Origin of the sequence: Flavobacterium branchiophilum FL-15 (assembly GCF_000253275.1) — a bacterium.
Classification (GTDB): Bacteria; Bacteroidota; Bacteroidia; order Flavobacteriales; family Flavobacteriaceae; genus Flavobacterium; species Flavobacterium branchiophilum.
This window is the reverse complement of record NC_016001.1, coordinates 3,239,086-3,264,839: the sequence shown is the minus strand read 5'-3', so window position 1 is coordinate 3,264,839 and position 25,754 is coordinate 3,239,086. Positions and strand designations below refer to the sequence as shown.

Annotated in this window: 25 protein-coding genes and 1 tRNA gene; 8 read left to right on the top strand and 18 right to left on the bottom strand. The window is 32.5% G+C overall.

Annotated features, from left to right (window positions below):
- Nucleotides 1–15: 15 nt before the first annotated feature.
- The 15 genes from FBFL15_RS14175 to FBFL15_RS14105 all read right to left on the bottom strand — a co-directional run bounded on the left by FBFL15_RS14175 (nucleotide 16) and on the right by FBFL15_RS14105 (nucleotide 14,602).
- Nucleotides 16–582 (bottom strand): hypothetical protein, encoded by a 567-nt coding sequence (locus tag FBFL15_RS14175; protein ID WP_044032330.1) that lies wholly within the window; start codon nucleotides 580–582, stop codon nucleotides 16–18.
- Nucleotides 583–760: 178 nt separating this feature from the next.
- Nucleotides 761–1,531, bottom strand: coding sequence for a hypothetical protein (locus FBFL15_RS14170; protein ID WP_014085233.1), 771 nt, complete (start codon nucleotides 1,529–1,531; stop codon nucleotides 761–763).
- Between the two features lie 201 nt (nucleotides 1,532–1,732).
- Nucleotides 1,733–2,398, bottom strand: a complete 666-nt coding sequence (locus FBFL15_RS14165; RefSeq protein WP_014085231.1) for a hypothetical protein — start codon at nucleotides 2,396–2,398, stop codon at nucleotides 1,733–1,735.
- 63 nt (nucleotides 2,399–2,461) lie between these two features.
- On the bottom strand, nucleotides 2,462–3,115 hold the full coding sequence (locus tag FBFL15_RS14160; RefSeq protein WP_014085230.1) for a hypothetical protein: 654 nt from the start codon (nucleotides 3,113–3,115) through the stop codon (nucleotides 2,462–2,464).
- 20 nt (nucleotides 3,116–3,135) lie between these two features.
- Nucleotides 3,136–3,591: a hypothetical protein gene (locus tag FBFL15_RS14155; protein ID WP_014085229.1), complete on the bottom strand. Its 456-nt coding sequence runs from the start codon at nucleotides 3,589–3,591 to the stop codon at nucleotides 3,136–3,138.
- Complete coding sequence (locus FBFL15_RS14150) at nucleotides 3,581–4,063, bottom strand: hypothetical protein (protein WP_014085228.1); 483 nt, start codon at nucleotides 4,061–4,063, stop codon at nucleotides 3,581–3,583. The genes FBFL15_RS14155 and FBFL15_RS14150 overlap by 11 nt, the downstream gene beginning before the upstream one ends.
- Nucleotides 4,064–4,076: 13 nt before the next feature.
- Entirely contained in the window at nucleotides 4,077–4,811 is a 735-nt protein-coding gene (locus FBFL15_RS14145) for a hypothetical protein (RefSeq protein ID WP_014085227.1), read from the bottom strand.
- A complete protein-coding gene (locus FBFL15_RS14140) occupies nucleotides 4,808–5,629 on the bottom strand; it encodes a hypothetical protein (protein WP_014085226.1) in 822 nt (273 codons plus the stop codon). Before FBFL15_RS14140 ends, FBFL15_RS14145 begins: the two co-directional genes overlap by 4 nt.
- Before the next feature lie 19 nt (nucleotides 5,630–5,648).
- Nucleotides 5,649–5,972, bottom strand: a complete 324-nt coding sequence (locus tag FBFL15_RS14135; protein ID WP_044032328.1) for a hypothetical protein — start codon at nucleotides 5,970–5,972, stop codon at nucleotides 5,649–5,651.
- A 99-nt stretch (nucleotides 5,973–6,071) separates the two neighbouring features.
- Nucleotides 6,072–8,345, bottom strand: coding sequence for an OmpA family protein (locus tag FBFL15_RS14130; RefSeq protein WP_044032327.1), 2,274 nt, complete (start codon nucleotides 8,343–8,345; stop codon nucleotides 6,072–6,074).
- Nucleotides 8,346–8,355: 10 nt separating this feature from the next.
- Complete coding sequence (locus FBFL15_RS14125; RefSeq protein ID WP_014085225.1) at nucleotides 8,356–8,868, bottom strand: DUF4280 domain-containing protein; 513 nt, start codon at nucleotides 8,866–8,868, stop codon at nucleotides 8,356–8,358.
- 5 nt (nucleotides 8,869–8,873) lie between these two features.
- Nucleotides 8,874–9,956: a hypothetical protein gene (locus FBFL15_RS14120; RefSeq protein ID WP_014085224.1), complete on the bottom strand. Its 1,083-nt coding sequence runs from the start codon at nucleotides 9,954–9,956 to the stop codon at nucleotides 8,874–8,876.
- An 11-nt stretch (nucleotides 9,957–9,967) separates the two neighbouring features.
- Nucleotides 9,968–12,412 carry an AAA family ATPase gene (locus FBFL15_RS14115; RefSeq protein WP_014085223.1) on the bottom strand — a complete coding sequence of 815 codons (2,445 nt, stop codon included), beginning with the start codon at nucleotides 12,410–12,412 and terminating at the stop codon, nucleotides 9,968–9,970.
- A 4-nt stretch (nucleotides 12,413–12,416) separates the two neighbouring features.
- Nucleotides 12,417–14,171, bottom strand: coding sequence for a type VI secretion system baseplate subunit TssF (locus FBFL15_RS14110; protein ID WP_014085222.1), 1,755 nt, complete (start codon nucleotides 14,169–14,171; stop codon nucleotides 12,417–12,419).
- 11 nt (nucleotides 14,172–14,182) lie between these two features.
- A complete protein-coding gene (locus FBFL15_RS14105; protein WP_014085221.1) occupies nucleotides 14,183–14,602 on the bottom strand; it encodes a GPW/gp25 family protein in 420 nt (139 codons plus the stop codon).
- A 149-nt stretch (nucleotides 14,603–14,751) separates the two neighbouring features.
- Here FBFL15_RS14105 and FBFL15_RS14100 point away from each other — a divergent pair, with 149 nt between their 5' ends.
- Both FBFL15_RS14100 and FBFL15_RS14095 read left to right on the top strand, forming a co-directional pair.
- Nucleotides 14,752–15,219 (top strand): type VI secretion system contractile sheath small subunit, encoded by a 468-nt coding sequence (locus tag FBFL15_RS14100; protein WP_014085220.1) that lies wholly within the window; start codon nucleotides 14,752–14,754, stop codon nucleotides 15,217–15,219.
- Nucleotides 15,220–15,221: 2 nt separating this feature from the next.
- Nucleotides 15,222–16,589, top strand: a complete 1,368-nt coding sequence (locus tag FBFL15_RS14095) for a DUF5458 family protein (protein ID WP_014085219.1) — start codon at nucleotides 15,222–15,224, stop codon at nucleotides 16,587–16,589.
- A 345-nt stretch (nucleotides 16,590–16,934) separates the two neighbouring features.
- Here the strand turns inward: FBFL15_RS14095 and FBFL15_RS14090 are convergent.
- The 3 genes from FBFL15_RS14090 to FBFL15_RS14080 form a co-directional block, all read right to left on the bottom strand.
- Nucleotides 16,935–17,008: transfer RNA gene (locus FBFL15_RS14090), tRNA-Asn, on the bottom strand.
- A gap of 78 nt (nucleotides 17,009–17,086) precedes the next feature.
- Nucleotides 17,087–18,412 carry an RIP metalloprotease RseP gene (gene rseP / locus FBFL15_RS14085; protein ID WP_014085218.1) on the bottom strand — a complete coding sequence of 442 codons (1,326 nt, stop codon included), beginning with the start codon at nucleotides 18,410–18,412 and terminating at the stop codon, nucleotides 17,087–17,089.
- A gap of 78 nt (nucleotides 18,413–18,490) precedes the next feature.
- Nucleotides 18,491–20,410: a M1 family metallopeptidase gene (locus tag FBFL15_RS14080; protein ID WP_014085217.1), complete on the bottom strand. Its 1,920-nt coding sequence runs from the start codon at nucleotides 20,408–20,410 to the stop codon at nucleotides 18,491–18,493.
- Between the two features lie 481 nt (nucleotides 20,411–20,891).
- Between FBFL15_RS14080 and FBFL15_RS14075 the strand changes: the two genes are divergently transcribed.
- The 6 genes from FBFL15_RS14075 to FBFL15_RS14050 all read left to right on the top strand — a co-directional run bounded on the left by FBFL15_RS14075 (nucleotide 20,892) and on the right by FBFL15_RS14050 (nucleotide 25,742).
- Nucleotides 20,892–21,848, top strand: coding sequence for a 2-hydroxyacid dehydrogenase (locus FBFL15_RS14075; RefSeq protein WP_014085216.1), 957 nt, complete (start codon nucleotides 20,892–20,894; stop codon nucleotides 21,846–21,848).
- 49 nt (nucleotides 21,849–21,897) lie between these two features.
- Nucleotides 21,898–22,281, top strand: a complete 384-nt coding sequence (locus FBFL15_RS14070) for a DUF4234 domain-containing protein (protein ID WP_014085215.1) — start codon at nucleotides 21,898–21,900, stop codon at nucleotides 22,279–22,281.
- Nucleotides 22,256–22,720: a DUF2752 domain-containing protein gene (locus FBFL15_RS14065; RefSeq protein ID WP_044032325.1), complete on the top strand. Its 465-nt coding sequence runs from the start codon at nucleotides 22,256–22,258 to the stop codon at nucleotides 22,718–22,720. The genes FBFL15_RS14070 and FBFL15_RS14065 overlap by 26 nt, the downstream gene beginning before the upstream one ends.
- 13 nt (nucleotides 22,721–22,733) lie before the next feature.
- Nucleotides 22,734–23,093 carry a YraN family protein gene (locus tag FBFL15_RS14060; protein WP_014085213.1) on the top strand — a complete coding sequence of 120 codons (360 nt, stop codon included), beginning with the start codon at nucleotides 22,734–22,736 and terminating at the stop codon, nucleotides 23,091–23,093.
- A 137-nt stretch (nucleotides 23,094–23,230) separates the two neighbouring features.
- Nucleotides 23,231–24,037, top strand: a complete 807-nt coding sequence (locus FBFL15_RS14055) for a glycogen/starch synthase (RefSeq protein WP_014085212.1) — start codon at nucleotides 23,231–23,233, stop codon at nucleotides 24,035–24,037.
- A 61-nt stretch (nucleotides 24,038–24,098) separates the two neighbouring features.
- Nucleotides 24,099–25,742 carry a BamH family beta-barrel-assembly machinery protein gene (locus FBFL15_RS14050; RefSeq protein WP_083839267.1) on the top strand — a complete coding sequence of 548 codons (1,644 nt, stop codon included), beginning with the start codon at nucleotides 24,099–24,101 and terminating at the stop codon, nucleotides 25,740–25,742.
- Nucleotides 25,743–25,754 lie beyond the last annotated feature (12 nt).

The following is a 25,754-nucleotide window of genomic DNA, read 5'->3' as shown; positions in this document are numbered from 1 at the left end:
TTACGGTTGTTCCATTTATTTTTTTCTATAAAACATATATATTGCAGGGAGTAATGCCGAAATGCAAATTATAACAAAAATTGTTACCCAAATAGGAGTTGTTAGTTGATTCGTAAAAATCTTATACAAAGAATAGATTAAAGCAATTTCAAAAGCAACTAATCCTATTTTAACTCCAAACAGCATACCTTTTCCAAATGTTTCTAAATAGCCATTCATTTGGCTACCAAAAGCATAAGCTGTAAGTGCTTTTGAGAAAAAACCAAAAATTACAGAAAATAAAAAAGCTATAAATAGGCCAAAGTAACTAGAAAAAGTGTGTTCGATTACGGTTGATTCTCCTTCTAAATATGAAATATTAATTTGCTCACCAATCGTTGGTTCATCTCCAGAATGGGTTGATGATTCTAACTTTTTCGTGTCATTTTTTTTGTCTATAAATTCTAGTGTAGGTGCGTGAAGCGTAACATAACGAGTCCTTGATGAGCCTCTTCCATTTGAGTCCGTTCTTTCCTCTGTATAAGTTCTATATGAAATTATCTTTGCGGTATAAGTGTCGCCAAGGAGGTACTGTTTAGACATACTATAACACATATATGAACAACTTAAAAAAAGAGAATATACAGAAAAAACCAGTAAAAAAATAAACCCAAATGATAAACATCCACTGTTTTTCATCCTTTTTGCTATTGTAAAGCAAATAAATAAATTGAATAGAATAAAACCTATAATGTGTACTAACTTCATTTGTATTACATCTTTAAATTACTTCAAATTCTGTTTTGCCTTCTGGGATATGGAATGATAAATCTAGCATAAGCTCTTCTTGTGTTTCTTCATTAAATAAAAATAAAGCAGGTTCACCATTCGTCTTTTTTAATGCAGCAACTCTATCATTTGCATAGAACATCATTACGCAATCATCTGAAATTGGCTGTACTTTAAACCCTGAATTAAAATCTTTTATTAATCCAATCATTCTGCCTTCTGCTTCTTTTTTTGACAAATACATTGAAGTAACCATATTATTTTCTCTTTTAGAAATAAGCTGTTTATACTCCTCAAAATTACCATTTTCTATGATTTTGGTTATCTTTTTATAAGCTGCATCTAGTTTCATTTTACAAAATTCAATATCTCTTAAATTTTTACTTTTTTGCCACGCATCTAGTTTATATGGCACTATGGCTTGAAAAGTATTGGTATAAGATACAATTGGAGGCTTTTTATTATCAATAGGTTCTGATTGATATTCTCCAAATTGTTTATCAAAGACGAAATCATTAGAAACATCAAAAAGTTTGATATCAAATTTAAGTTCTGCTTTGCTATTTAATTGTGTTTCGCCAAGATTTGGAAGTAGTTTTGAAGATATTGTTTGTAATCCACTTTCCAATATAGCAAAATTTATTGGAATATTGGTTGCAGCCTGACCTTCAATATTCATTGTTACTACTGGATAATCGTTTACTCTGATTTCGAACATGCACGCTGATGCACTAAAATCGATTGTGTAATATGGTTCTGTCATTTTATTTTTTAGTTAGTGTTTTTGAATAATCATCAAATAATTTTTTTAATGCATTGTTGTAAAAGAATGAATAAAACAGTGTCTCATTGCCATATTTTATCTGCAAAACACCTATGCCTATTATCAAAGTAATAACTATAGGAAAGTAAAGTAATTTCTTCTTCATTCTTACAAATGCTTTTTTAAATTATATCAAATAACTTAATTATTAAATTTTAAATTCGAAATACCAAAACCTAAATGACTAATAAAATTAGTCCATTCATTATCATTCTTTTTAAATATGAATAGAACCCTATAAAAATCATCAGCATCTTTAGTAAAATAGAAATAACAAATATTATTTTTTATCCACAAATAAGATTTAATTGGTTTCAACATATATACATCATTTGGCTTGTTCAATTTTAGATAAAGTGAATTTAGTAATTTAGTAGAAGTTGTTTCATCATATAAATTTATTTGACACATTCCTACAACATCTTCCTTTTCATTATAGAGCGGTCCAATTTCTTTATCAATTTTGCCATAATGAAAGATAACATTGTTTGTTCCTAAACCATTTTTCCCTGATAGCTTATCTCCATTAAAAATCAGTGCTTTATCTGAGCCAAAAACCAACTTTTCATTACCTAGTAAAGTAGTGAAATCGGCATTAATTGTGTCTTTTTTTGATAAATTAACAGCTGTCAAAATATCATTTATATTTTCATTTAATGTTAAATTGGCTAAATCAAACGGAACAGCTACAGGTGTATGTTTTTCCACTTCTTGTTTTTTATCTTCTACATTCTTTTTTGTTTGGGAGTTGCATGATTGTAATGCTATCAAAACGAGACCGACCACTAATATTTTTGCTTTTTTCATTTCTTAACTTTCTTAATTAATATATTCCTTGCGCAAACTCCTTCATATTTTTCTAATTTTTTATTATTTTAAGGATGATATCATTTTTTTTATTACATTTTTTTCTTCACCGTATAAATTTACTGTTGCATTTTTTTTAATTACAAAGAGAAGTCCGTGTAAATTTTGCTGATTAAATGATTCTCCATAATTTTTATTATAAATTATAGAATAATCGTTATTTAGCAATTCCCAATAATACGTTTCAACCCCCATTATTATTGCATTTTTTTTAGTTTTTGGTTCCTTTAAATTAATAAGTAATTCTGGTTTGCCGTATTTTTTTTTAAGGTAATCTGTTAAGTTTTCAGCTTCAGAAAGATTATTTATGGATACTTCAATGCCTATTATTTTGCCTTCTGTTTTATTAATGGTCATGTCTTGATTTTTCCAAAAAAACTTAACAGTAGATGCTGATTTGTCATCTCCTCCTTTTATTTCTGATTCTAGCTTAAAATCTATTTCACCAAATCTAAATTTATTTATTTCATAGGTATAAGTTACAGGAAGATGAGTCCATACATCTTCCATTTCAAATATTTTTCTTTGAATATCTTTCTCTTTAAAAAAATTGATAAAATTTTGATTATAGTCTATAGTCTCAATATCAATTTTATTTTGCCCTGTACAGGAAATTAATGTAAGCATTCCTGTGAAAAAAATTATAAAATATTTCATTTTCATTTTCTTTTTAATTATTAATCTTCATTTATTATTAATGGAATCTTAGGCTCAACATCAAATAATTTAGCCAAATTTTCAATGACATCAAAAGGGGGTATTATATTTTTATATTCTCCTTTTGCAATTTCATGTTTTCCACCTCTACTTTCCTTAACATTATGCTTGTCTTTAACAATTTCTATTGCCAAGTTAGCACTAATTTCAACAAGATATTCAGCATTTAGACCATCAAAACCAAGTTTTGGCCTATAATACAGTCCTTTTTCATCATAGTTTATTCCATGTCCAAATGTAACAGAGGCATTACCAGCTGCCGAAGCCTCAAAATAAGCTTCTACTTTGATTACAGCTATAACAGCTTCTCCTTTGATTTTCAAACCTACTTTTAATTCTACTTTTAGCTTTTTCTCAGCTTTTATGTCAAATTTTGAATCTTTTGATTTTCCTGCTGTATTAAATTTAAAATACAATTAGTTTACTACTTGGAGAATATTCGCTATAATGCATATTTTGTTCTAATCCTTCATAAGGTTTTGTATAACAAAACTTAATATTTTTATTTTTTGTTTTCCAAAGATATTCAGTTCCAAAAATATTATCTATAACTTTTACTTTCGTACCATATAATGAAGTTATCTTTTCCATATAATTTTCTACCTCAGAAATGCCTTGTTCTTTTATTGTGAATCCTATAATTTTGTCTTCCTGTTCAAACAAAAACGCCTTGTCTCCTTTAATAAATTCATGGGTATAATGATTTTCTAATGCATAATACGAAAAAAAATCATTTCCTTCTTTACTAAAGTTTGTACAATCTTGGTTTGTTTTTCCAATTAATGAACTTATTTCTAATGTCTTGCCAGAGCATGATAAAATATGAGGTATAAACCCAACTCCTAAAACAGAGAGAGTGGTTTGCTTAATAAATTTTCTTCTTTGCATATTACAATAATGTTTACATTTGAATATATAAAATTAGAATACATATTATATTCAAACTTAATATTAATATTCCAAAATAAAATGACTTAGTGATTCTTTGTTTGAAATTTAGGTTTAAAGGATATGAGGAAACTAAAAATGAAAAAAAAGAATTTACACTGATAAAAATAGTTCCTATTATAGAAATCCAATCAACGTTAATAATATTTATATATTCATCTCCTTCGTTATAAGTGAATACTACTTTTTTGCCAATTTTATATTTATCTTTTATATTACTCCCTACGTCTAATTGTTTTATAATTTCAATTCCATTTTTGTTGATAAATCTTACTTTTGGGTAATAAATTAAAATTTTGCTTCCTAATTTACTAAATGTATAAGAAGTTGAAGTTTCAATAGCATATCCTACAACCTCTGATTCATATTTATTCTCTGTAATAGTTTTGAATGTTTTTTTCCAATAAAAAGAGTAAGACAAAATAATAAATAATGAATTAATTATCACAACTAATAAAAATGTAAACAAGTATTGTGCAATATTAACAAAAATGTTTTCATCTTTTTGATTCATTTTTAAATATGAATCATAATCAAATGGTTCAATTATAAACTCATTATATTCTTTTTTATACTTTAAAAAGTCTTCATAATTATATTTTTTGTTTGATAACTTAATAAAAATTTTATAAGATAGATAAAGAGAAAATATTAATATTGAAAATATGATGAAGCCCATAATTGTCATATTATACTAAATCCTTTTTCAATACTACGCATGTGGAGTTTTACTTCGAGTTCTACATTACTTTGCTTTTTAGTGTCAGGACTCTTGAATTGTAGCGGTTGGCTACCATCTTTTTTTATAAGTCGGACTAACTTGCCGTAACCCATTACTTCTAGTTTTAACTCACCTTCTATGATTGGTTCTACCTCTAAATTTTGATTAAATAATGCTAATGCACCCTCTCTAAAACTTTCTTTTCTTGCTTCGTCAAAATAAAATGCTGTTTCTTGCAATTTCATTTTCTCTTGCGAAATTTCTAAAAATTTTACAGCATTATGTTCTTTGAGTATGGCATGAATTTGTCTATAATAAGCCAAAACTTTATTGAACAATTCTTTCTCGTCTATTTTTAATAAATCTACCGAGTTTTGCCAGCCGTCTAATACAAACGGAAGTTCTACTTCTATTTCGGTAGCAATTTCAAAATAAGGATAATTGATGTTCTCACTCAATCCATCCCATGGGGATTCTAATTTGGGATGGAAAGAAATTCGTGTTTCTTTAGTTTTACCTATAATGCCTTCTGCACAATAAAAATCAATATACAAAATTTCTTCTTCTGTCAATTTTTTGTTACCATGTCTAGGATACATTTTGCCTACTACTTTGTATATGCCTGTTTGAAGCAGTACATGATTAATGGGAATTCCTCCTCCAAAACCACCTTCTTTCGTTTCTATCCCGTACCAATCAATTACAGGGACATCATTTACTAATATAGATCCTGAACAATATATTGTTGGATCAACTGTATAATATGGTTTTTCAAATTTATTCATAATGTTTTTTTGTTTAATATTAAAAATATGTTTGGCCTAATTCTTTTATGCTTTCTTCAATAATTTTCTCTTCAATTTTAAAATTAGATTTCCACCAGCCTATTTCACCCTCAATTTCTCCAATTAGCATTACACCTGAAAACTTTAATACAGGCTTTATAAATAATCCCTTCTTATCCGAATCAAAAATAAAATCACCTCCAAAATATGCATCTGCTTTTAGAGCTGCTTTAAATTTTAAAATAGGTTTTTTAACTTTATTTTTTGATTTGCCTAGTTCTCCCTCCATCTCAAATTTAATTGTAACTCCCATTTTGCCTCCTATGGTTGATTTTCCTTGCATATCAATCCCATTAAGTGCATCTATTTTAAGTGCATCGACTATTAGTTCTAACTCTCCATAAAAAGTAGCTGTAAAGGTTACCGAAGCTCCTAATTTGTCTTAACTGTTTCTCCATTGTCCTATTATTCTAGCAGCCGCAGGGTTGCCAGTTGTTGCGTATGAACTAGCTGCAATTGCAAGTCCAATAATATCAATTACGACTTCTGCCCCTATTAAAGGTTTAAAGCCAAAACCAACTTCACCAACTGTATTTAAGGTAGGTAAGTTGTTTATTCTGCCTAAATACCATTTTCCAACTACTGTAAATTTTGGGTATCTTATATCGAACCCCACAGGAATTGCAGTTGTCTTAGCAGCACTTTGAACGTAATTTATAGCTTCTTGTAATATATTTATAGCACCAGAAATTACTTTTGCAACTATTTTTATTCTATCTTCAAATTCATTTGTAAAACTTCTTTTTGTTTTTCCGTCATTCCATTCGGCAGATAAACCAATACCTATCGAAATAGGTACTTTACCTGTTTCATTCATCTGCCATCGCTTATACCCCACTTCTCTAGCTTTTTCATTATGCTTTTGAAAAGTAGATCCAGCAGGCATATTGGCTGCCTTATAGTTTGAAGCGTTAATAATAAACTCAAGAGCCAACTCCCACTTAATATCAGGATAAACCTTTATCAACACTGTGGCATTACTTGGGTTGGAGTACCAACGGCAAGAGTGTGTATGTATATAAACCTTATTAGGCGTGGTACTTGCTGGCCAAATGTATTGTAACGGAAACAAATTGAAAGCAGATAAGTCGGAATATACTTTAACTGAAAACTTTGCAGCTTCAAATTTTTGAACTACATCATTACCATCATTTTCTATTTGGCCAATGTCTATAACACGGGTTAGCTGTTTGTGTTGTTTTATCTTTTCTTGAAAACACTTTTTGGTATCAAATCCTATGATTTCTATTTCTAACTCTTTCTTGGTCGTAACGGATGGTGCTATGGTTTCATAAACCATTGTATTGGCATCATGACCATAAAATGTAAATGAAACATCAACGCGGCGAGCATTAACATTTTCTGTTTTGGTTTTGTGTTTTATGTTGTCTGCACCAGTTTTGTTATCGTTTGCTTTTGGGGTTGTAACTCCGTCTTTATGATAGGCTTCGCCATAACCTTTTGCGAGGATGCGGCTTGGGTCTAACTTGCCATCAGCCAGAACCTTTTTTACCGCATTGGCGCGTCTCTCGGATAATGGCTGGTTATATGCCTCTTTGCCTATTACACAGGCATAGCCGCTAAGATGCAAATCGGAATATTGGTTCTCTAACAAAAATTGTAAAACATTATTTAATACTTTTTGACCTTCCGTACTTATTACAGCTGAATCAAACTCAAAAAGTATTGATTTGGTTACTTTTTCTGCAGGATGTCTCACTTTTTCAAGGGCTTTCCCGTTGCTTTTCCCTCCCTCAAAAACGGTTACGGTAACAGGTTTTTTCTCTGCATCTGTATCTTTTATTTGTATGGCATCAAACTTACAAGGTTCGTAGCGTTCATGATTTTTTCCACTTTCGCCAATCTTTAGAGGAGTTTGGTTGCTTGGCACTTCAAATTTTGGCGTTACTATTTTGTTTTTAATATTGAGATATTTGTCAAATTCGGTTTCTTTATTGCCATCGGTAATATACCTGCCAGAGGGGGTTTTTACTTTTACATAAAATTCTTCGTTTTCTTGCAACATACTAATATCTGACCTCCAAAGATGGGTATTGGGGATCTTGAGGTTGACCTCGCCGTCTAATACTTCAGCATCATATATTTCTCGTATTTTATAATCGCCTTTAAACATTTCGTTCCAAACCTCTACGATAAGTTTTGCCCCGTTTAACCCTTCGGTCTCCATGTGCAAATACACTGCTTCACCATAAGCTAATCCATGATTATTATCATTTTGATTGGTCAAATCGGTATTGCCTTTGGTTTTACTCCAACCGCATTTAACAATTTTTTCGGGGCAATGCCCTCTATATTTCAAACCTCTATTTTTTGTAGCATCAGGTTTTCCAGTGGAGCTGGCTTCTAGGTAGTAGGTATAAGGCCCACTGAGTTTTTTGGTTAACCTTACTCCATAAAAATTATCGCTGGGCAATGTTTTTTGCCCTATGATATAATTACTTTTGTCTTGCCGTATCCAAGTAATGTCTTTCCTTTTGTCTTGCTGGGTAGTGCCATCTTCCCACTCGCTTACTTCAAACCAAGCAAATTTGTCGGGTTCTATTGCCAATAATTTATTAGCTATAGAAAGTTTTGGGAAAACTTTTGCATCATTTTCTCTTGGTACCCATTTTATTTTTTTTACTCCTTTTGCCATATTTCTTAAATTAGTTACTACTGTTTGAACTGTCTTCTATTCCTTCATGCTTCGGCTGTTCTTCCATATCTTTTAGGTTTACCATAGGGTTGAGTTGTGCTTGTACTTGTGGGTTGGCATTTTTGGCATTTTGACTGGAAGCTTCGGTTTTTTGCCCATGAAAATCTACCTCAATACAATCGGGTCCGCCAATGGGGCAAGTGGCTTTGCTGTCTTCCAACAGAATTTTCCCTTGGTTGGATAGCGTTACTTTTTCATAAAAATCCTTCCATTCTGTAATTACCGCTTGGCAGGGTTTGTATTGCCCAAAGGGTAGGGGCTGTTTTTTGCATTTACCAAAGGTGTTGGCTTCCATAGTTTGCCCAATGTCTTTGGTTGTGGCAATCAATTTATCCCTACCCTCTTTGTCATTGGCATAATGTTTTGAATGGGTTTTTACCTTCAACACATCGGTTTTGCTAGGGTCTTCGCTAAACTTGCATTTTAGCTTGGCACCTTGTACTACTATACTTTTCTCGCTCATAATTGTTAATTATTATCAATTTTTGAAATCACAATTTCAATTTTTTGTGGTTTATCTAATTCAATTGAAGAGGCAATAAATAAAGTATCAATTAAATTATTTGTTGGGTTTAAAAAATATTTGGAAATAAAAGTTCCATTTGCTTTTTTATCTTCTGGATGCATCAAACCATAAATAGCTTCATTCAAATTATTTTCTAAATCTTCTTTGTTTCTATCGTCTGATAATGTTCCTCTTTGTTCAATTACTACATTGCCATTGTCATCAAGATATTCGTTCAGAGTTTGATTTACGGTAAACTGCAATGGACTTATTTGAGCAATTACAGGAAAATGAATAGCTCTTTCTATAGCGTATTCATTAGTATGATCCGTGTAAATAGCATTAAAATAAGCTGCCAAAAACCAATCTTTTTGTAGTGATTGAAACAGTAAATTTTCATCTGCAAGCGTGCTTTCGTTTAAAGTGATATAGTTGTTTATCCATTCGCCTTCATAAATTTTAAGAATCTTTTCTTTAACAATTTCCCATCGTTTTAAAATATCTTTATAATTGTTTAATCCAATAAATTGACCATATCCCGTTGCAATAATTTGTAGCGGATAAAGAACCGATGCAGTTAATACAGCCAATTCATCGGCAATAATTGAAGCATCTTCGTCATTAAAATAAGTTGTTGATGTTCTGTCTATTGCTAATATAAAATTCAACTTATCTTCTGTTCGTTCTATATACTGGATACTCGTTTGAAATTTTAATATTGAAACTGCATCATTATCAATTATTGTAAATTGAACTCCATATTCTAATTTTTTATTTGTGGGTCTATAAAATATTATTTTAGGGGTACGATGCCTTAACATTAACTGTTTTTTTGTGTAATCTTCTAAAGTTTCTGAAGTAATAAATATTTCCGTCAAATGTTTTGGAAAACCATTTTCTGGGCTTTTTATTTTATCGTGCATTTCTACACAAATGTCGTGCATGATGATTAGCCGATTAACGCTAACATCAAATTGTTTGGCAACACTTTCTACTGTGTCACCTTCTTTTAAAGAATATTTTACAAAGGGTTTAATAATGCTCATAAAACAAATTTTTACTTCTTTTCCCAAATAAATTCATCATTTTTTATATCCAAAACAATCGATTCGTTTTCTAAAATGGCTTCAGAAACAATCAATTTTGAAATGGTTTTCTTTAAATACGTTCGAATTACTCCAGCAATGGGGCGAGCACCGTATTTTTTTGAAAATCCTTTGTTGGTTAAATATTCCAAGGCATCATCAGACAATTCAAAGGAGATGTTTTTTATGGCAATTAATTGTTCTTGCAAACGACTTAAATGCAACTTGAAAATTGATTTTGCTACTTCGATATTGATTGGAGCAAAGGGTACAACTTCGGTTAAACGACCTAAAAATTCTGGACGAAAATCGTTACTCATAATGTCAATTAATTGGTTGGATGTGGGCAAATGACCGTTTTCTATCTGCTCCTGAATCCATTGGCTACCGATATTTGAGGTAAAAATGATAATTGCATTGGAAAAATCACCTTCTCGCCCTAATTTATCATGAATTTTTCCTTCGTCCATGATTTGTAAAAACACATCATAAACCGAAGAATGGGCTTTTTCAATTTCATCAAAAAGCACCACAGAATACGGTTTTTGACGGATTTTATTGACCAACATTCCACCTTCTTCATAGCCTACATAGCCTGGAGGAGCTCCATATAAAAGTGCTGCCGAATGTTCTTCTTTGAACTCGGACATATCAAAACGAATCATTGCATTTTCATCGTCAAACAGTAATTCTGCTAATGATTTGGTTAATTCTGTTTTTCCTGTTCCAGTTGGTCCCAAAAAGAAAAAAGAGCCGATGGGTTGCTTCGGGTTGCTCAATCCACTTCGCGATTCGATGATGGCTTCCGATAAGGTTTTGATGGCGTGGGCTTGTCCTTTTACTCGTTCTTGCAATTTGTCTTCAATGGTGAGCAGTTTTTCTTTTTCGCCCGAATTGATTTTTCCAAGCGGAATCCCTGTTGCATTTGAAACCACTGCCATGATTTCTTGTTTGGAAATTTTTACAAATTTTTCTTTGGCAATTTCTTCAATATCGTTTGCTAATTTTTCAAGGTCTTGATGTGTAATTACTGCTTTCTTATCCTTCTTTTTGCTTTCAACGGCGTCTATTTTGCCCAAAACCACACTGCTAATTCGGTTGTAAATTTCTTTGTTTAAAAGATTGATTTTGCTTTCATCTTTGGCATCACAATCGGCAATATCTTCTTTTAATTTTATAATTTCAGCCAATGAATTATTGTTGGAAACTGTTACTGCCGAAGCTGTTCTGTCCATTAAATCAATGGCTCCGTAAGGCAATTTTTTCTCTTTATAAAAACGTTTGGAAAGACCAATAGCTTCAGAAATTACTTCGTCGAGAATTTCAATTTTATAATGTTTTTCTAATTTTTGTTTGTATAGATTTAAACATTCCAACAAAAGTGAATGTTCTAACTCTTCTACCATTATGGTTTCGAGTTTACTACTGATGCGGGTGCCTTCAATCAATTTTCGATACGAATCGGCATCAATAGTAGCAATAATATTAATGCTTCCTTCCGTAAGTTGGGTGTTCAAAATAGAAATTACCGCATTCGATTTGGAGTTATTTGCATTTAAAATCACCTGAATATCATCTATAAAAAGGATGCTTTGTCCTATTTTGGTAATGCGTTCAAAAATTTCGATTAGTTTTTTTGAAATTTCGTTTTCATTGGCACAATTTGCCATTAATTTTGAAGTATTTAAAGACAACACCATGGTTTCTTCAAAAAAATTCACATCGGTTTCGTGCAAATAGGCAATCCAATTTTTGATGATGCTGGTTTTTCCAACACCCGATTCACCCACCAATAAAACCCCTTGATTTTCATATCGTTCAATATTTTCCAATAAAAGACGAACTTCTTTATTTCGACCAATAATGGTCTTTCCTTCCTGAATGATACTTTCTTTATATATGGATTCGCAAAACGGAATTTCGATGGTTTCCTTTACCTCATCGCCATCACTTAAATCGTTTAAAAGCGTTACTGTTTTTTGATTATTTCGCAGTCCAAAATGTTTTAAAAGTTCTTTTTCACTCAAGTTTAGTCCATCAATTTGTTGGTCGCTATATACCAAACCTGGTTTTGTAATGGCAATAAATACCGAAAAAGCATCTATATAATCCGAGCCTAATCTAATTTTATTAAAATTGGCTTCGTTGAATATTTTTTCCACTTCTTCGTCGGCTATGATAATGTTATCATTAGACGGGTTTGAGGTATAAACTTCTCTTCGCACATCAAACCATTCTTTGATGTATTCAATATCTTTAGAAAGACTACGAAGTACCTCGACCAAACCTGTTGGTGCATATAATAAAGCTAGGGCAAGATGGGACACACCATAAGTACTTTGACCATCTTGTATGGCTAATGATTTTGCCGATTTGATGGCAGCTACTAAACTGGGACTATAATTTAATTCGTTCATGGTTTTAGTTGATTGTAATTTGATAAGGAATATTCATAACCGATTGTTCTTCCAATGTTTCTTTTAGAAAGCGTTCCATTTTTTGTTTGCTGTTGGTTTCCAGTTGGTTTTCGTTTTCTAAGGTTATGGCAACATCAATGGTTCTAAAAAGTCCTTTTTTCTTGGTTGAGCTTATTCCCACCCCGTCTTTAATAGTGATTTCTTTGGTGGTGTTTCTCAAATAAAATTGTATGGCTGCTTTGATGTCTTGAGTGGTAACAAGACGTTCTTTGGTTAAAAAACCATACCGCATATTGATGAGTTTTTCGGCTTTATCAGTTCGGAATATGCCACCCATTGAAGTGGTTTGAAGAATGGTTTTTTCAGACACTAATTCGGACACAACAGCTTGTTTTAAAATGGTGCCTTTTTTAAAACCATTGGCCAGTTCGCCTTCCGATGTCCAGTAGGAACAGTATAACGTATTTACTTTTTCGGTAGTATTGATTAGTGCAAACACATCGTCTTTGTTGTTAATATCACTAAAGCTGATGTTAATTTTAAGTTCAATAGCGTTTATTTCTTCGCTAATTCGTGCCATGGTTGAGTCTATATAATCGGCATTGATACTCGAAAAAGCACTGACATCTTCTCGTAACACTCGGGCTAATTTTTTAAGGAAGAATTTAGCATTTCGAGGGTCATAGTTTTCTAATCCGCCATGAAACAAGGTATAGGTATTGTTTTGAGTGGCATCTATTGGAAATTTTATACTGTCTATAAAAGCATTGTTTTTTTCATCAGTAATAGTATGAACATCTAAAAAGTGAGATTCGCTAGTGCCTTTCATAGAAAACAAGCGCCCATCTTTACTTAAATGGTGGGTAATTTGGTTTTGTTTTCTGTTGATGGCTGGAAAAGTGTTAATGGCAATGGTTATTTTGTCCAATTCTTCTTTGGTAAAAACTTCAGGAAAAGTAAGCTCTAGCCAAACGACTTTCAGTTGGGCTTCACCACATTTGATGTCTTCTTTTTGGATGGAAAATTGCTCTAAAATGTTTTTATAAACCAAATTTTCTGGTTGTAAGATTAGCTTATAAATATAATTGCTGTAATGTGTTTTTATACTTTCTGTATAATGTTTGTTGTCTGCTACTTCGCTGAAATTTTCGTTCGTTTTTTCTACTATAGTACCGTTAACATCTCTAATTTCAACCAATTTTAATAGATGGTCGAGCGATGAATTATTGGTAAGAAAAGTGATTTTCAGCGTTTCTAAATCTGTTAAAATAGCCTCAGCACAATCAATTCCTATCCAAACTTTATAGTCTGAAATTTTATTTTTTAAAACTTCAACAGCATTATTATACAACAAATAATTGTCGTAATACTGAAATTTAACCGAACCTTCAATAATTTTTTCTTCTGTAAAAGGCGTAAAATAAATGGCAGTACTAGTATTGTGATTCAAATTATTTTTAACAGAAAATTCGGTTTCTTCATTAATAATAGTAATGCCGTTATTCGTAATAGTACTCACAAGGGCATGGGCTGGCATAGGCAAACTCCAGCTATTTGGCGTTACTTGCTGAGCAACACGCTCAATAATTTTAGCATCGGAATCAATAACTTCTTGATTGAGGTAATATACTTCATAAATAATGACATCCAGCAACATCATAATCAATGGATCGGCCATTTCTAAATCGTCAATTCCCCATAATTCTAAACACTGTTTGTGAATTCTGTTTTTTATTTGGATAAATTTTTTGTCTTTCATTTGTTCCTAATTTATTGCGAAATGGGACTGATATTTAATTTTGTATGAAAATTAAAAGGAATCAAACTATTTTTGATGATTCCTTTTACTATTATATTGGCTTTTCTTCTAATACTGTTTTTCAATTCATTATCTTCTACTTCATCCAAAGTGATTACCACACTTGTAAGATTTAAACGGTGTTCGTTTTTTGAAATAGAATCAAACAATGAGTTTTTCACCGTTTCTTCCCATGTTCTTCTATTGATGTGTTGATCAAACTCTAAATCCCAAATAATGGATCCAAAATTGGGCATCTCTGGAATTTCGCCAAATGATGTGGTTACAATTAACATAATATTGTAAGCGATAGACTCCTGAATTTCACATTGAATTTTATTTACCCCTTTCAATAAAGAGTCGAATGATATAGGGTATTTTATATATTTCATATTATATTATATTATATGTATTCATTAATAATTAAAACCAAATGTATTCCAAAATAACAAAACTAACAATAAAAAAAATAAAAAAAAATTTTTTTATTACAAATAATTTGTTTAATTTTACTTAATATTAACACTAAAACACAAATATTATGAGTATGTTTAATTATGGGATTGGAGGAAACGAAGTAAAAGTGGATGCAAACGAAGCTATTGCTGACATTCCATCAAATAGAACCCTACTTGTTCAAAAGCTTACAAACGAACAGCCTGTTGCTCCAGAAGCAGTTTATGATTTGAAAACAGTTGAAGAAGTTTTTGAAAAATTTAAACCCAATGTAGCACTCGAATTTACTAAAGAAGATGGTTCAAATTTAAAAGAATCGATGACCTTTAAAAATTTAGGCGATTTTGGAGCCAAATCAATCAAAGAAAACAGCCCGTTTTTGAGCAAATTAAGTACCGAAAATGAGCAAGCCTATAAAATTGTAAAACAATTATCGAGCAATAGAGGTTTAATCAAAGCCATTCAAGATCCTGCGGTAAAGCAAGCGATTATTGAAATGCTCGAAATTGCAAAAAATGAAATCAATTCGTCCAAACAAAAAGCACAAAATTAATTATGGCAACTCCAAACAAAGAACAAAAAACACAAGAAGTAATTGAAAATCAATTGATTGACAACCCAATTATTAGCAACACTCACTTATTAGATGAATATGGTGGATTTGCATTTTTAGAAAATGTAATCGACGGATTATCCAACATGAGCCCTAACAGAAAAGCTAGAAAAAACATTTTTTTGAATGATCTACAATGGGAAGGCGAACGAAACAATTTGCTAAACAAACTGGATTTGTGGATCACTTTATTAAAAAATAGTGATTCTATAGAATCGATGATTGCATCGGCCAATAAAAAAGCCGAATTAGCCAAAAAAACATTGAATACCAACCTAAAGTATGCCTTAGAAACCACAAAAGAATTAGAAACGTCTTATAGAAGTGTGGCACTTTTTTATAAAAATACCGAAAGCGATAAAATTAAAAATGTAACTATTGTAAATGCAGATCTTTCCCAATTGAAAGACTTAGACAATACCTTGTTTTTTGATTATATATCGAATGAATTGAAGCAAAATTTTGACCGATTGGATTTAAGAAAAAACTATTCTATTCTTTCAATTCCAGGATATTTGGGTTCCAATGCTATTTTGGATAAATGGTCGAAAATTGCCCATGAAAACAAAGCCGTATTATTAACCGATTTTCAAGATTTGGAAACTCCAGATGATGTAATTGACATTTTCTTTAACGCCAATCATACGGGTGGCGATGTTTATAAATCCAATACGATTATGACTTGTAACTATTTATTAGGTAGAAACCGAGTAGATGAAGTGGAAGAAGATGAACATTTATATGTACCGCCCTCTACAGCTTTGGCTGGAAAATTATACAAAACTTTGATGTCGCAAGTGGTAGCTGGTAAAAAATTTGGAGGATTAAACGAAGTAGAAAGCGTGCGTTTTGATCTTAAAAAGAGTGAAATTTCCGAATTAGAAAAAATGGGACTGGTGCCAATGGTGAATGAGTATAGCAAAATCATGGCATTCTCTGCAAAAACATTATTCAATGGAGATAATTTAGGATTGCAAACCTATTCTGTGGTAAGAGTCTTTGATCATATTACAAAAGTATTATTCGATTTCTTAAACCGTAGAGCTTTTGAAAACTGGACCACCAGAACCGAAGCCGATTTGAGAAGTCAGATTATTAAATTTTTAGATGGCATTAAAGGCCCAACTAATTTGATAGAAAAATTCACAGTGATGAAAATAGAACAAGATAAAACTCAAAAAGATAGAATTTTACTTGATATTCATATCACTCCTTATTTTCCAGCAAAAAGTTTTGTAATTCAATTAGACGGTCACAAAGGTGATGGCCCCGAAGACGCCGTTTGGCATAGCGATTATAAGCAAGTTTAATGATTAAATGGAGGCTGTATTTTTGTACAGCCTTTTTATTAATTATTTAATTTTCAATCACTTAAAGAAATCAAAACATTTCACTTAACTTTACGTTTAAATTAATACCAAATATATTTATAAAATAGTCCAAAGATGCGTAGTTGTTTTTTAGAAAAAATTTAAAAAAAATCGTTGCATAGCAGGGCTACGGAACTATTTTTCATGAATGATTTTAGTAAAAAAGAACAAGTAGATTGGACTATTTTATATGTATATTTGGTATAATACTGCTTTAGATTTTAGCGTAGGTATTTAAAATCTTAAACAAAAAAAATCCTAACCATTTCTGATTAGGATTTTTTGCTCCCCCTCTTGGGCTCGAACCAAGGACCCTCTGATTAACAGTCAGATGCTCTAACCAACTGAGCTAAGGAGGAATTTGCGATGTGTTTCACATTTATTGCGGTGCAAAGATACAACATAAAACCACATTTCCAAATGTTTTTTTAAAAAAATTATATAAATTTTTCCATAATCCATTGGTATATATCCTTACCAAATGTTAATGCCATCAAACTCAATAAGATAACCATTCCAATGGTTTGTACAACGCCCATAGTTTTTTCGTTCAAAGTTTTGCCCGTAATCATTTCGGCTATTGTAAATAGGGCATGGCCTCCATCTAATCCAGGTATTGGAAGTATATTCATAAATGCCAACCCAACAGAAAACATGGCTGTAAATCCCCATACAAACTCCCAGTCCCATTCGTCTGGCAACATTCTAGCAATGCCTATGGGGCTTTTTACGTGTTTGTAGGCTTCTGTTTTGGGTCTAAATATCAATTTAAATTGTTTTACATTATACTTGATTTGTTCCCAAGACTCTTTTACGGCCATTGGAAATGCTTCTGCAATTGTTAAATGCTTCGTTATTTTAAAGCTTTCTAGTTCGCTAACATGATTTTTAAATCCTAAATTGCCTTTGGCATTTGTTTTAGCTCTTATGTCTATAATTTGTTTGTTGCGTTCAATTTTTAAAACCAAACTATCATTTTTAATTTTTAAAATTTCATGTTGCAATTCGTCAAAATATTGAAATGTTTTACCATTTAATGCCAAAATTTTATCATTTTTTTGAAGTCCTGCTTTTTGTGCTTCAGAATTGGAAAAAACGGTATCTATTACGGCTGATGTGGTTCTAAAACGCATAAAATCAGCTCCTTCTTTAGACAGTATATCTCGCTTGTTTTCATCCGTTAGTACAATTGTTTTTTCTACACCTTGTCTTTCAACAATTATTTTATCTCCTAAAAGTAAGTCAATTTGCATTCTGTTAAACCTTGGTTGATACACACCATCAACAGATTTTATTTGATCTCCGTTTTTAAATCCTGCTTTCAAGCCCACTTCGCTAAATGTTAGTCCATTTTTTTGATATGCCTCGGTAGAAATATATTTTTGCCCCACGCTAACATACAAAACAGTATAAATTAGCCAAGCCAACAATATATTTACTATGATACCACCAAGCATGATAATTAAGCGTTGCCAGGCTGGTTTCGATCTAAATTCCCATGGCTGTGGCTCTTGCTTCATTTGCTCCATGTCCATACTTTCGTCTATCATGCCAGATAATTTTACATAGCCACCCATCGGCAACCACCCAATGCCCCATTCTGTTTCGCCAATTTTTTTCTTAAATAGCGAAAAGTACGGATCCATAAACAAGTAAAATTTTTCTACTCTTACTTTAAACATTTTGGCCGCTATATAGTGCCCAAATTCGTGAAGTATCACTAAAACCGAAAGTATAAAAAGGATTTGTCCTAATTGTATCATTATGAGATTGTTTTTTTTAATTTTAATGTGCAAAAATAAGGTTTTCAATTTATTATCTACACAATATCATTGAAAGGATTATTTTTTTATGAAATTTTTATGAAAAACACCTCCAAAACCTATAATTTCTATATGATACACCCCAGAACTCACCCCGCTCAGGTTTATTTTTGGACTTGTACTTTCCATGATATTTTGCCCTAGAGCGTTGAATATTTTTATTTTTTCTAACCTAAAACTATCGGGCATTTTAAGGTTGAGCACCTCATTTGCTGGGTTTGGATATATCGAAATGTGGTTTGAAATATCAAAACTTGAATTGGCAAGTGTAGTTACATTGTTTTTGGAAATAAGATGGCGGTCTGGATCAAAATCAAAAGCTATTACAGGAAAATTAACATTTTTTGTAAATATTTGGCCGTTTGTTGTGTGGTCTAGCACCAAATCTTGGGTTTCACCATTGGCACCATAAACCCTTATTGGCAATGGCATTTCAAAAAAAGGCACACTTGTATGCGAGCTGGTTTGATTTACGGTAAATTGCATTTGCGAGTTGCTCACGACCTGACCCACAATGTTGTATTTTGGAAAGCCTTGTCCTACAATCCAATCATTAAAAAATTCGGTCAAACTACTGCCATAAACAGCTTCTAAATGAGCCTTAAAATCAGCAGTAACGGCATAATTGTAAGCCAAATTGCTGTCTGCCAAATAATTTTTCATGGCCTGAAAAAAAACAACATCGCCCAATTTCCAACGCAACATTTCCAAAACCATAGCTCCTTTGTTATAAGACAATCTACTGCTAAATATTCTGTTTACATTTGTAGCTTCGGCATCGGTCAAATATACAGCACCATTATTTGCCGCTGTAATATTGCCAATAATTTGGTTTTTGTAGGCAATAAATTCAGCTTGCCCATCAAAATTTTCATATACTAATGCCGCCAAGTAAGTAGCAAACCCTTCGTTGAGCCATATATCTTTCCAGGTGCCACAAGTTATTTTGTCGCCAAACCATTGGTGGGCCATTTCATGGGCTATCAACTGCCTGTCAAAATTTACCATAAACGAAACGGTTGTATGCTCCATGCCACCGCCCCAACCAAATTGGGCATGACCATATTTTTCGTTATGAAACGGGTATATTTCAAATAAATTTTTGAATAAATCCAGTATCAATGGGGTTTGATCAAGCTGAGGTGTAACCGAGGCTACATCTTCTGGATAAATGTAATTAACAATAGGAAAAGCATTGGCTCCCGTACCAGATGTTTGATTGACTACAGTATAATTGGTAACCGCTATGGCAATCAAATAAGCAGGAATTGGATATTGATGTTTAAAATGCGTTGTTTTTTGGGTACCCACCACCACTGGAGCTTCGGGTTCTACTCCGTTTGAAACAGCCACATACTGCGACGGAGCCGTAATATACACATCAATACTGTTAATTTTATCGTTCAAATCTTGTTTGCAAGGCCACCATTCCATGGCACCAAAGGGCTCTGACAATGTCCACAAAACAGGAGTACCAGCGTGTGTACTTTTGATAAAAGAACCAAAACCTGTTGTCGTTGGCGTTCCAGAATAGTTGATTTCTATGTTTCTACTAGTGCCTGCAGCTTGGCTGGTTGCCAAGTTTATAACCAACTCGTTATTGGTGTTTTGAGTAAATCCAAGCGAAGTACCATTTTGAACAACGCTGCTCACAGTCAGTACGTTAGACAACTCAAATGTAATGCTGCTCATACTGGTTAGTGCTGTATAAGTAGTGGTAACTTTTCCTGAAATAAACAAAACAGAAGGATTTACTGTAAATTCTAATTTATGATACGTAATATCATAATTGGCAGTATTGGTATTAACCGTAATGTGTTGTTTTTTGGCGGCCGATTTCATTTCGGCCTCAACCAATTGTTCAAAGGACTCCTCGGTGTTTTGGCAGTAAGCCCCTTGAATACTTAATAAAAGTACTAAAAAATAATAATATTTCATATAGGTAGAATAAATTACGTAAATTGAATACTGACTTAACTTTGATTAAATATTTATTTCAAACGAATATTTAAGTTATAATTTTGTCAATTTGATACAAATATAGGCTATATTTTATTAAAAAACAACTATTTCAAAAAACAACTTTTGGGCGTTCCCCAAGGGGCGGACTATCCGTTTCAAACCACGTTCATTGAACTCCAAAAGAAATATAATATTGTGAAAAAATCTTTTTTGATTACCACATTCATAAACTATATTCGTGCAAGACAACACCCCTTTTGGAGGCTGGGGGGCTTCAAAAAATGATTTCCACAGTTATCCCTAACGCAAAACGGCCTTCGATTGGGCTATTTTATTTGCATATTTGGTATTAACTCCTTTAAAAATCAATAGCAGTGTTAATAATTTTTAAATAAATCATTAAGTGTTTTTTGATTTTTGATTACATTTGTATTGGACTATTATAATTTGACTTATTTTGAAAAACATCAATATATTACATTTAGACAGCAATCACCCTATCCTTTGGGACAGCCTAGAGGCTTTGGGTTTTCATAACCATCAGGATTACACCTCCTCAAAAACAGCAATAGAATCCAAAATAGCAGATTATCAGGGTATCATCATTCGCAGTCGCTTCAAAATAGATGCCTCATTTATAGACAAGGCCACTCAATTACAATTTATTGCTAGGGTAGGAGCGGGGCTAGAAAGCATCGATATAGAACATGCCAAAAATAAAAATATAGCACTAATAGCCGCACCAGAAGGCAATCGAAACGCCGTTGGCGAGCATACGCTGGGCATGATTTTGTCTTTGTTCAATCATTTGAATCGGGCCGATTTTGAAATAAAATCAGGACACTGGCACCGAGAAACCAATCGAGGACACGAACTAGATGGCAAAACCGTAGGCATTATAGGTTATGGCAATATGGGCAAATCTTTTGCCAAAAAACTACAAGGTTTTGACGTAGAAACCCTTTGTTATGACATTCAAAACAACATAGGCGACCAATATGCCAAACAAGTAACCTTGCAAGAGCTTCAACAAAAAACAGATGTATTGAGTTTGCATATCCCGTGGACACCTCAAACAAATGGCATGGTAAACACCACTTTTATTAACCAATTTCAAAAACCTTTTTGGCTTATCAATACCTCGCGGGGCAAAAATGTGGTTACACATGATTTAGTAGAGGCTTTGCAAAAACAAAAAATTTTAGGAGCGGGGTTAGACGTTTTAGAATACGAAAAATTGTCTTTTGAAACCCTCTTTCACAACGATAAATCCCAAATTCCAGACGCATTCGACTATTTGTTGAAAACGCCAAACGTTTTGCTAACCCCTCACATTGCAGGATGGACTTTTGAAAGCCACAAAAAATTAGCCCAAACAATTGTCGAAAAAATTAAGACTATATATTGTATTTAATAATTTTTTATTTATTTTTACAAAAAAATTAACAATAATCTAAAAAACTATGGAAAACGAATTACCCGAAAAATGGAATGTGCCTCAAAACAACATTCCCGTATTTAAAGTAGATCCTGTCTTGGTACTAGTATTTAGTATCCTAACATGTGGTTTGTACCTCATTTATTGGAACATCAAAGTGTCCGAAGTAATCAATGCAGTAGCTCAAAGAGAAGTGATTTCGCAACCTGTCGCTATCTTATCGGGTTGCTGTCCACCTGTCCACATTTATTTTTATTATGTAGTTGGCAAAGAAGGTTTACCAAAAGTATATGAAAAAACAGGCGAGCTAAGCAAAGATCAAAGCGTACTATTATTGGTTTTAGGCTTTCTCTTTCCTTATGCTGCCGCAATGATTGTTCAAGGTGATATCAACAGATTGTACAATTAAATATAAGAAAAAAATAAAAATTTACGGAATCATTGGATGTATCATTACATTGATGGTTCCGTATATCATTATGTGGCTCAATCAAGGTAGCGACTTGGCCAACAAACAATCTTATTGCCCCCTGAAAATGCTTACGGGGTTCCCATGTCCAGGTTGCGGCATTACCAAATCGTTGGTTTGTTTTTATCAAGGTAATGTTTGGCAAAGTCTTGAATACCATTTGTTTGGCCCTTTTGCCATCTTGTTTTGCATCATAGCAATTGTTACCTTAACAACCGAATTAATAACAGGCAAATCCTATTTTGATACTTATTTTTATAACAAAAAAATAGCTGTAATTATGGCATATACATTAGGTATTTACCACATCATTCGATTGATTATTTTTGTTCAGCAACATAATATGGAATCTATTTTAGAGCAAAGTATTTGGAAATAAACAACTTACAAGCATGGCAGCACACAACGACTTAGGCAAAGCTGGCGAAGCAATGGCCGTTTCGTATCTAGAAAAACAAGGCTATCAAATCAAGGCCACAAACTACACGTATCAAAAAGCCGAAATAGATATTATTGCCCAAAAAAAAGATGTCTTGGCCGTTGTAGAAGTCAAAACCAGATCGAGTTTAGACTTTGGATTGCCACAAGAATTTGTAAAACCCAAAAAAATTCAATTGCTTGTTCGGGCAGTAAACGAATATGTTATAGCACAAAACTTAGATGTTACAGTTCGATTTGACATTGTTGCCATACACAAAAACGGCGAAGATTATGAAATAGAACATTTAGAAGATGCTTTTTATCATTTTTAAATAACCTTTCAAGCACCATATTTATTGGCCTATTCAAACAAATTTATTACTAAATAAAGTAGGATGCCAAAAAACAAGATTTTTTTTGTAACTTTGCCGTGAATTTTATGGTCAATAAAATAAAAGCAAATTCAATTATGGAAGATAAGAGGATATTATATGTATCATCTGAGGTGTCTCCGTATTTGGCTGAAAATGAAGTTTCTATAACTTCGTATGATGTTCCAAAAATGGTAAACGACCAAGGCGGACAAATCAGAATTTTCATGCCAAGATATGGAAATATTAATGAAAGACGACATCAATTGCACGAAGTAATTCGACTGTCGGGGATGAATTTGGTGGTAAATGACACCGATATGCCCTTGATTATCAAAGTGGCATCTATACCAAAAGAGCGTATTCAGGTCTATTTTATAGATAACGATGAATATTTTAAAAGAAAAGCTACTTTTACAGACGAAGAAGGAGTTTTGTTTCCAGACAACGACGAGCGAGCCATTTTTTTTGCAAAAGGTGTTGTCGAAACCGTAAAAAAACTCAATTGGGTACCCGATATTATTCATGTTCATGGCTGGTTAGCTAGTTTGCTACCAATATATATGAAACATTATTATAAAGACGAAGCATTATTTGGAAATACTAAAATAGTTACCTCTGTATATGCACAATCTTTTGATGGAACGTTGGATGTCAATTTGATACAAAAAATGATGTTTGATGGCATCCCTCAAAAAAGCATAGCCGAATTAGAATTGCCAACGTACGAAAATATTCTTAAAACCGCAATTTTACATTCTGATGCCGTAGTAATTGGAACAGATAATTTATCGACAAGTTTAACAAAATTTATAGAAACTTCAAAAATACCTTTCTTACCTTTCGCCCCGAAAGATAAAATGACTGATGTATATACAAATTTTTATAAAACAGAGGTCAAATAGCAACCTTTCCATGAGATAAACAACAAAAATACTAAATATAAATTAGTTTTTTGAAAAAAAAATGAATATAACAATGATGAATACCAAGTTTTTAAAAACATTATTATTTTTAACAATTACAAGCTTTTTAATATCTTGCGATAAAGATTATACTTCTACAGGCACAGATTTAGTTGGCGATGGACACTATGCCTTTGAACCAACTTCTTATAGCATTCAAGCCGCTACCCGAAAAACAGGCATTATGGCTTCTAATAATTTAGAAACCAATGCTTTAGGTGTTTATAAGAACACTGTTTTTGGTACAACAACTGCTAATTTTGTTTCACAAGTACAACTTGCAAGTGTAGCTCCAACTATCGATTTGACTACCGAAATAGTCAATTCCAGAGCCATTGATAGCGTAGTATTGTATATCCCTTATTTTGTAAACAGTACCGTAGTTACCAATACAGACGGTTCACACACCTATACCTTAGATTCTATTTATGGCGACAAATCACATAAAATTGATTTAGGAGTGTATGAAAATAAATATTTCTTGGCCGAAAAAAGCATTAGTACCAATTTGCAAGAAAAACAAGATTTTTATACCGATCAAGATCCAATATTTGATAGTAACAAAGGTATTAAATTGAATGATGATACCAACACCAACGAAAATACTCAATTTCAATTTAGCGAAAAAGAATACAAATTAACTACAGCAGCTGTTGGGACTACTGCCGCAACCACAACTTATATAGCTCCTGGCATGAGACTACATTTGAACAAAGCTTTTTTTAATTCGCTATTGTTTCAAGCAAGTTCCACAACAAATTTAGCCAACAATGTCAATTTTATGCAAGCTTTTAAAGGGCTGTATTTCAAATCACAACAACTAGGCACCAACCAAGTTATGGCTTTGATGAATTTTGCAAAAGGAAACATTACAACATATTACCACGAAGCAACCTCTACAACTGATGCTACAAAACTCAATAAATCAATAGTCATTAATTTGACAGGCAATACGGTAAACTTATTTGATGAAACAAATACAGGGTCATTAGGCAGTTATTTGGATGGCGATTCAGACAAATTGGTTTTAAAAGGACATTCGGGCGCTGTTGCTTATTTAGATATTTCAGATGCCACTTTGACCGAAATTCAAAATAATGTAAAAAACAAACATTGGCTCATTAACGAGGCCAACTTGGTATTCAATATCCATACCGATATGGCCAATGCCGATAAAGAACCAAACAGAATATACCTTTATGATGTCAATAGCAAAAGACCTATTGCAGATTATAGTTCGGATATCACTACAAGTAATATAACCAATTATGCGAAATCTGTATATGGCGGAATTATTAAAAAAGATGCTAATGGAAAAGGATTAAGCTACAAAATCAGAGTTACAAATTACATTAAAAATATTGTAAAAAACGACTCCACTATAGCACAACTTCGAAACAGTAAAACAATTGGAAAACTAGGTCTATCTGTTTGTCAGGCCATTGCCAATTCGAGTATGAACAAAGTAAAGAGCGTTCCAGCTTATTCAAGTTGGTTAGTGGCTACTCCAGCTGAAAGAGGCTTGTACTATTTTCCAAAAAATTCAGTAATGAACCCTCTTGGAACCGTACTTTGGGGTACAGGTACCAATGTAGCCGAAGACAAAAAAGTAAAACTCCAAATTTATTATACAAAACCAGAATAAAACTTAAAATTT

Bases quoted from the DNA above. Each gene is read 5' to 3' on its own strand.
- FBFL15_RS14175 (WP_044032330.1), bottom strand. From the start codon at position 582: ATGTCTAAACAGTACCTCCTTGGCGACACTTATACCGCAAAGATAATT.
- FBFL15_RS14170 (WP_014085233.1), bottom strand. From the start codon at position 1,531: ATGACAGAACCATATTACACAATCGATTTTAGTGCATCAGCGTGCATG.
- FBFL15_RS14165 (WP_014085231.1), bottom strand. From the start codon at position 2,398: ATGAAAAAAGCAAAAATATTAGTGGTCGGTCTCGTTTTGATAGCATTA.
- FBFL15_RS14160 (WP_014085230.1), bottom strand. From the start codon at position 3,115: ATGAAATATTTTATAATTTTTTTCACAGGAATGCTTACATTAATTTCC.
- FBFL15_RS14150 (WP_014085228.1), bottom strand. From the start codon at position 4,063: ATGCAAAGAAGAAAATTTATTAAGCAAACCACTCTCTCTGTTTTAGGA.
- FBFL15_RS14145 (WP_014085227.1), bottom strand. From the start codon at position 4,811: ATGACAATTATGGGCTTCATCATATTTTCAATATTAATATTTTCTCTT.
- FBFL15_RS14140 (WP_014085226.1), bottom strand. From the start codon at position 5,629: ATGAATAAATTTGAAAAACCATATTATACAGTTGATCCAACAATATAT.
- FBFL15_RS14135 (WP_044032328.1), bottom strand. From the start codon at position 5,972: ATGCAAGGAAAATCAACCATAGGAGGCAAAATGGGAGTTACAATTAAA.
- FBFL15_RS14130 (WP_044032327.1), bottom strand. From the start codon at position 8,345: ATGGCAAAAGGAGTAAAAAAAATAAAATGGGTACCAAGAGAAAATGAT.
- FBFL15_RS14125 (WP_014085225.1), bottom strand. From the start codon at position 8,868: ATGAGCGAGAAAAGTATAGTAGTACAAGGTGCCAAGCTAAAATGCAAG.
- FBFL15_RS14120 (WP_014085224.1), bottom strand. From the start codon at position 9,956: ATGAGCATTATTAAACCCTTTGTAAAATATTCTTTAAAAGAAGGTGAC.
- FBFL15_RS14115 (WP_014085223.1), bottom strand. From the start codon at position 12,412: ATGAACGAATTAAATTATAGTCCCAGTTTAGTAGCTGCCATCAAATCG.
- FBFL15_RS14110 (WP_014085222.1), bottom strand. From the start codon at position 14,171: ATGAAAGACAAAAAATTTATCCAAATAAAAAACAGAATTCACAAACAG.
- FBFL15_RS14105 (WP_014085221.1), bottom strand. From the start codon at position 14,602: ATGAAATATATAAAATACCCTATATCATTCGACTCTTTATTGAAAGGG.
- FBFL15_RS14100 (WP_014085220.1), top strand. From the start codon at position 14,752: ATGAGTATGTTTAATTATGGGATTGGAGGAAACGAAGTAAAAGTGGAT.
- FBFL15_RS14095 (WP_014085219.1), top strand. From the start codon at position 15,222: ATGGCAACTCCAAACAAAGAACAAAAAACACAAGAAGTAATTGAAAAT.
- rseP (WP_014085218.1), bottom strand. From the start codon at position 18,412: ATGATACAATTAGGACAAATCCTTTTTATACTTTCGGTTTTAGTGATA.
- FBFL15_RS14080 (WP_014085217.1), bottom strand. From the start codon at position 20,410: ATGAAATATTATTATTTTTTAGTACTTTTATTAAGTATTCAAGGGGCT.
- FBFL15_RS14070 (WP_014085215.1), top strand. From the start codon at position 21,898: ATGGAAAACGAATTACCCGAAAAATGGAATGTGCCTCAAAACAACATT.
- FBFL15_RS14060 (WP_014085213.1), top strand. From the start codon at position 22,734: ATGGCAGCACACAACGACTTAGGCAAAGCTGGCGAAGCAATGGCCGTT.
- FBFL15_RS14055 (WP_014085212.1), top strand. From the start codon at position 23,231: ATGGAAGATAAGAGGATATTATATGTATCATCTGAGGTGTCTCCGTAT.
- FBFL15_RS14050 (WP_083839267.1), top strand. From the start codon at position 24,099: ATGAATATAACAATGATGAATACCAAGTTTTTAAAAACATTATTATTT.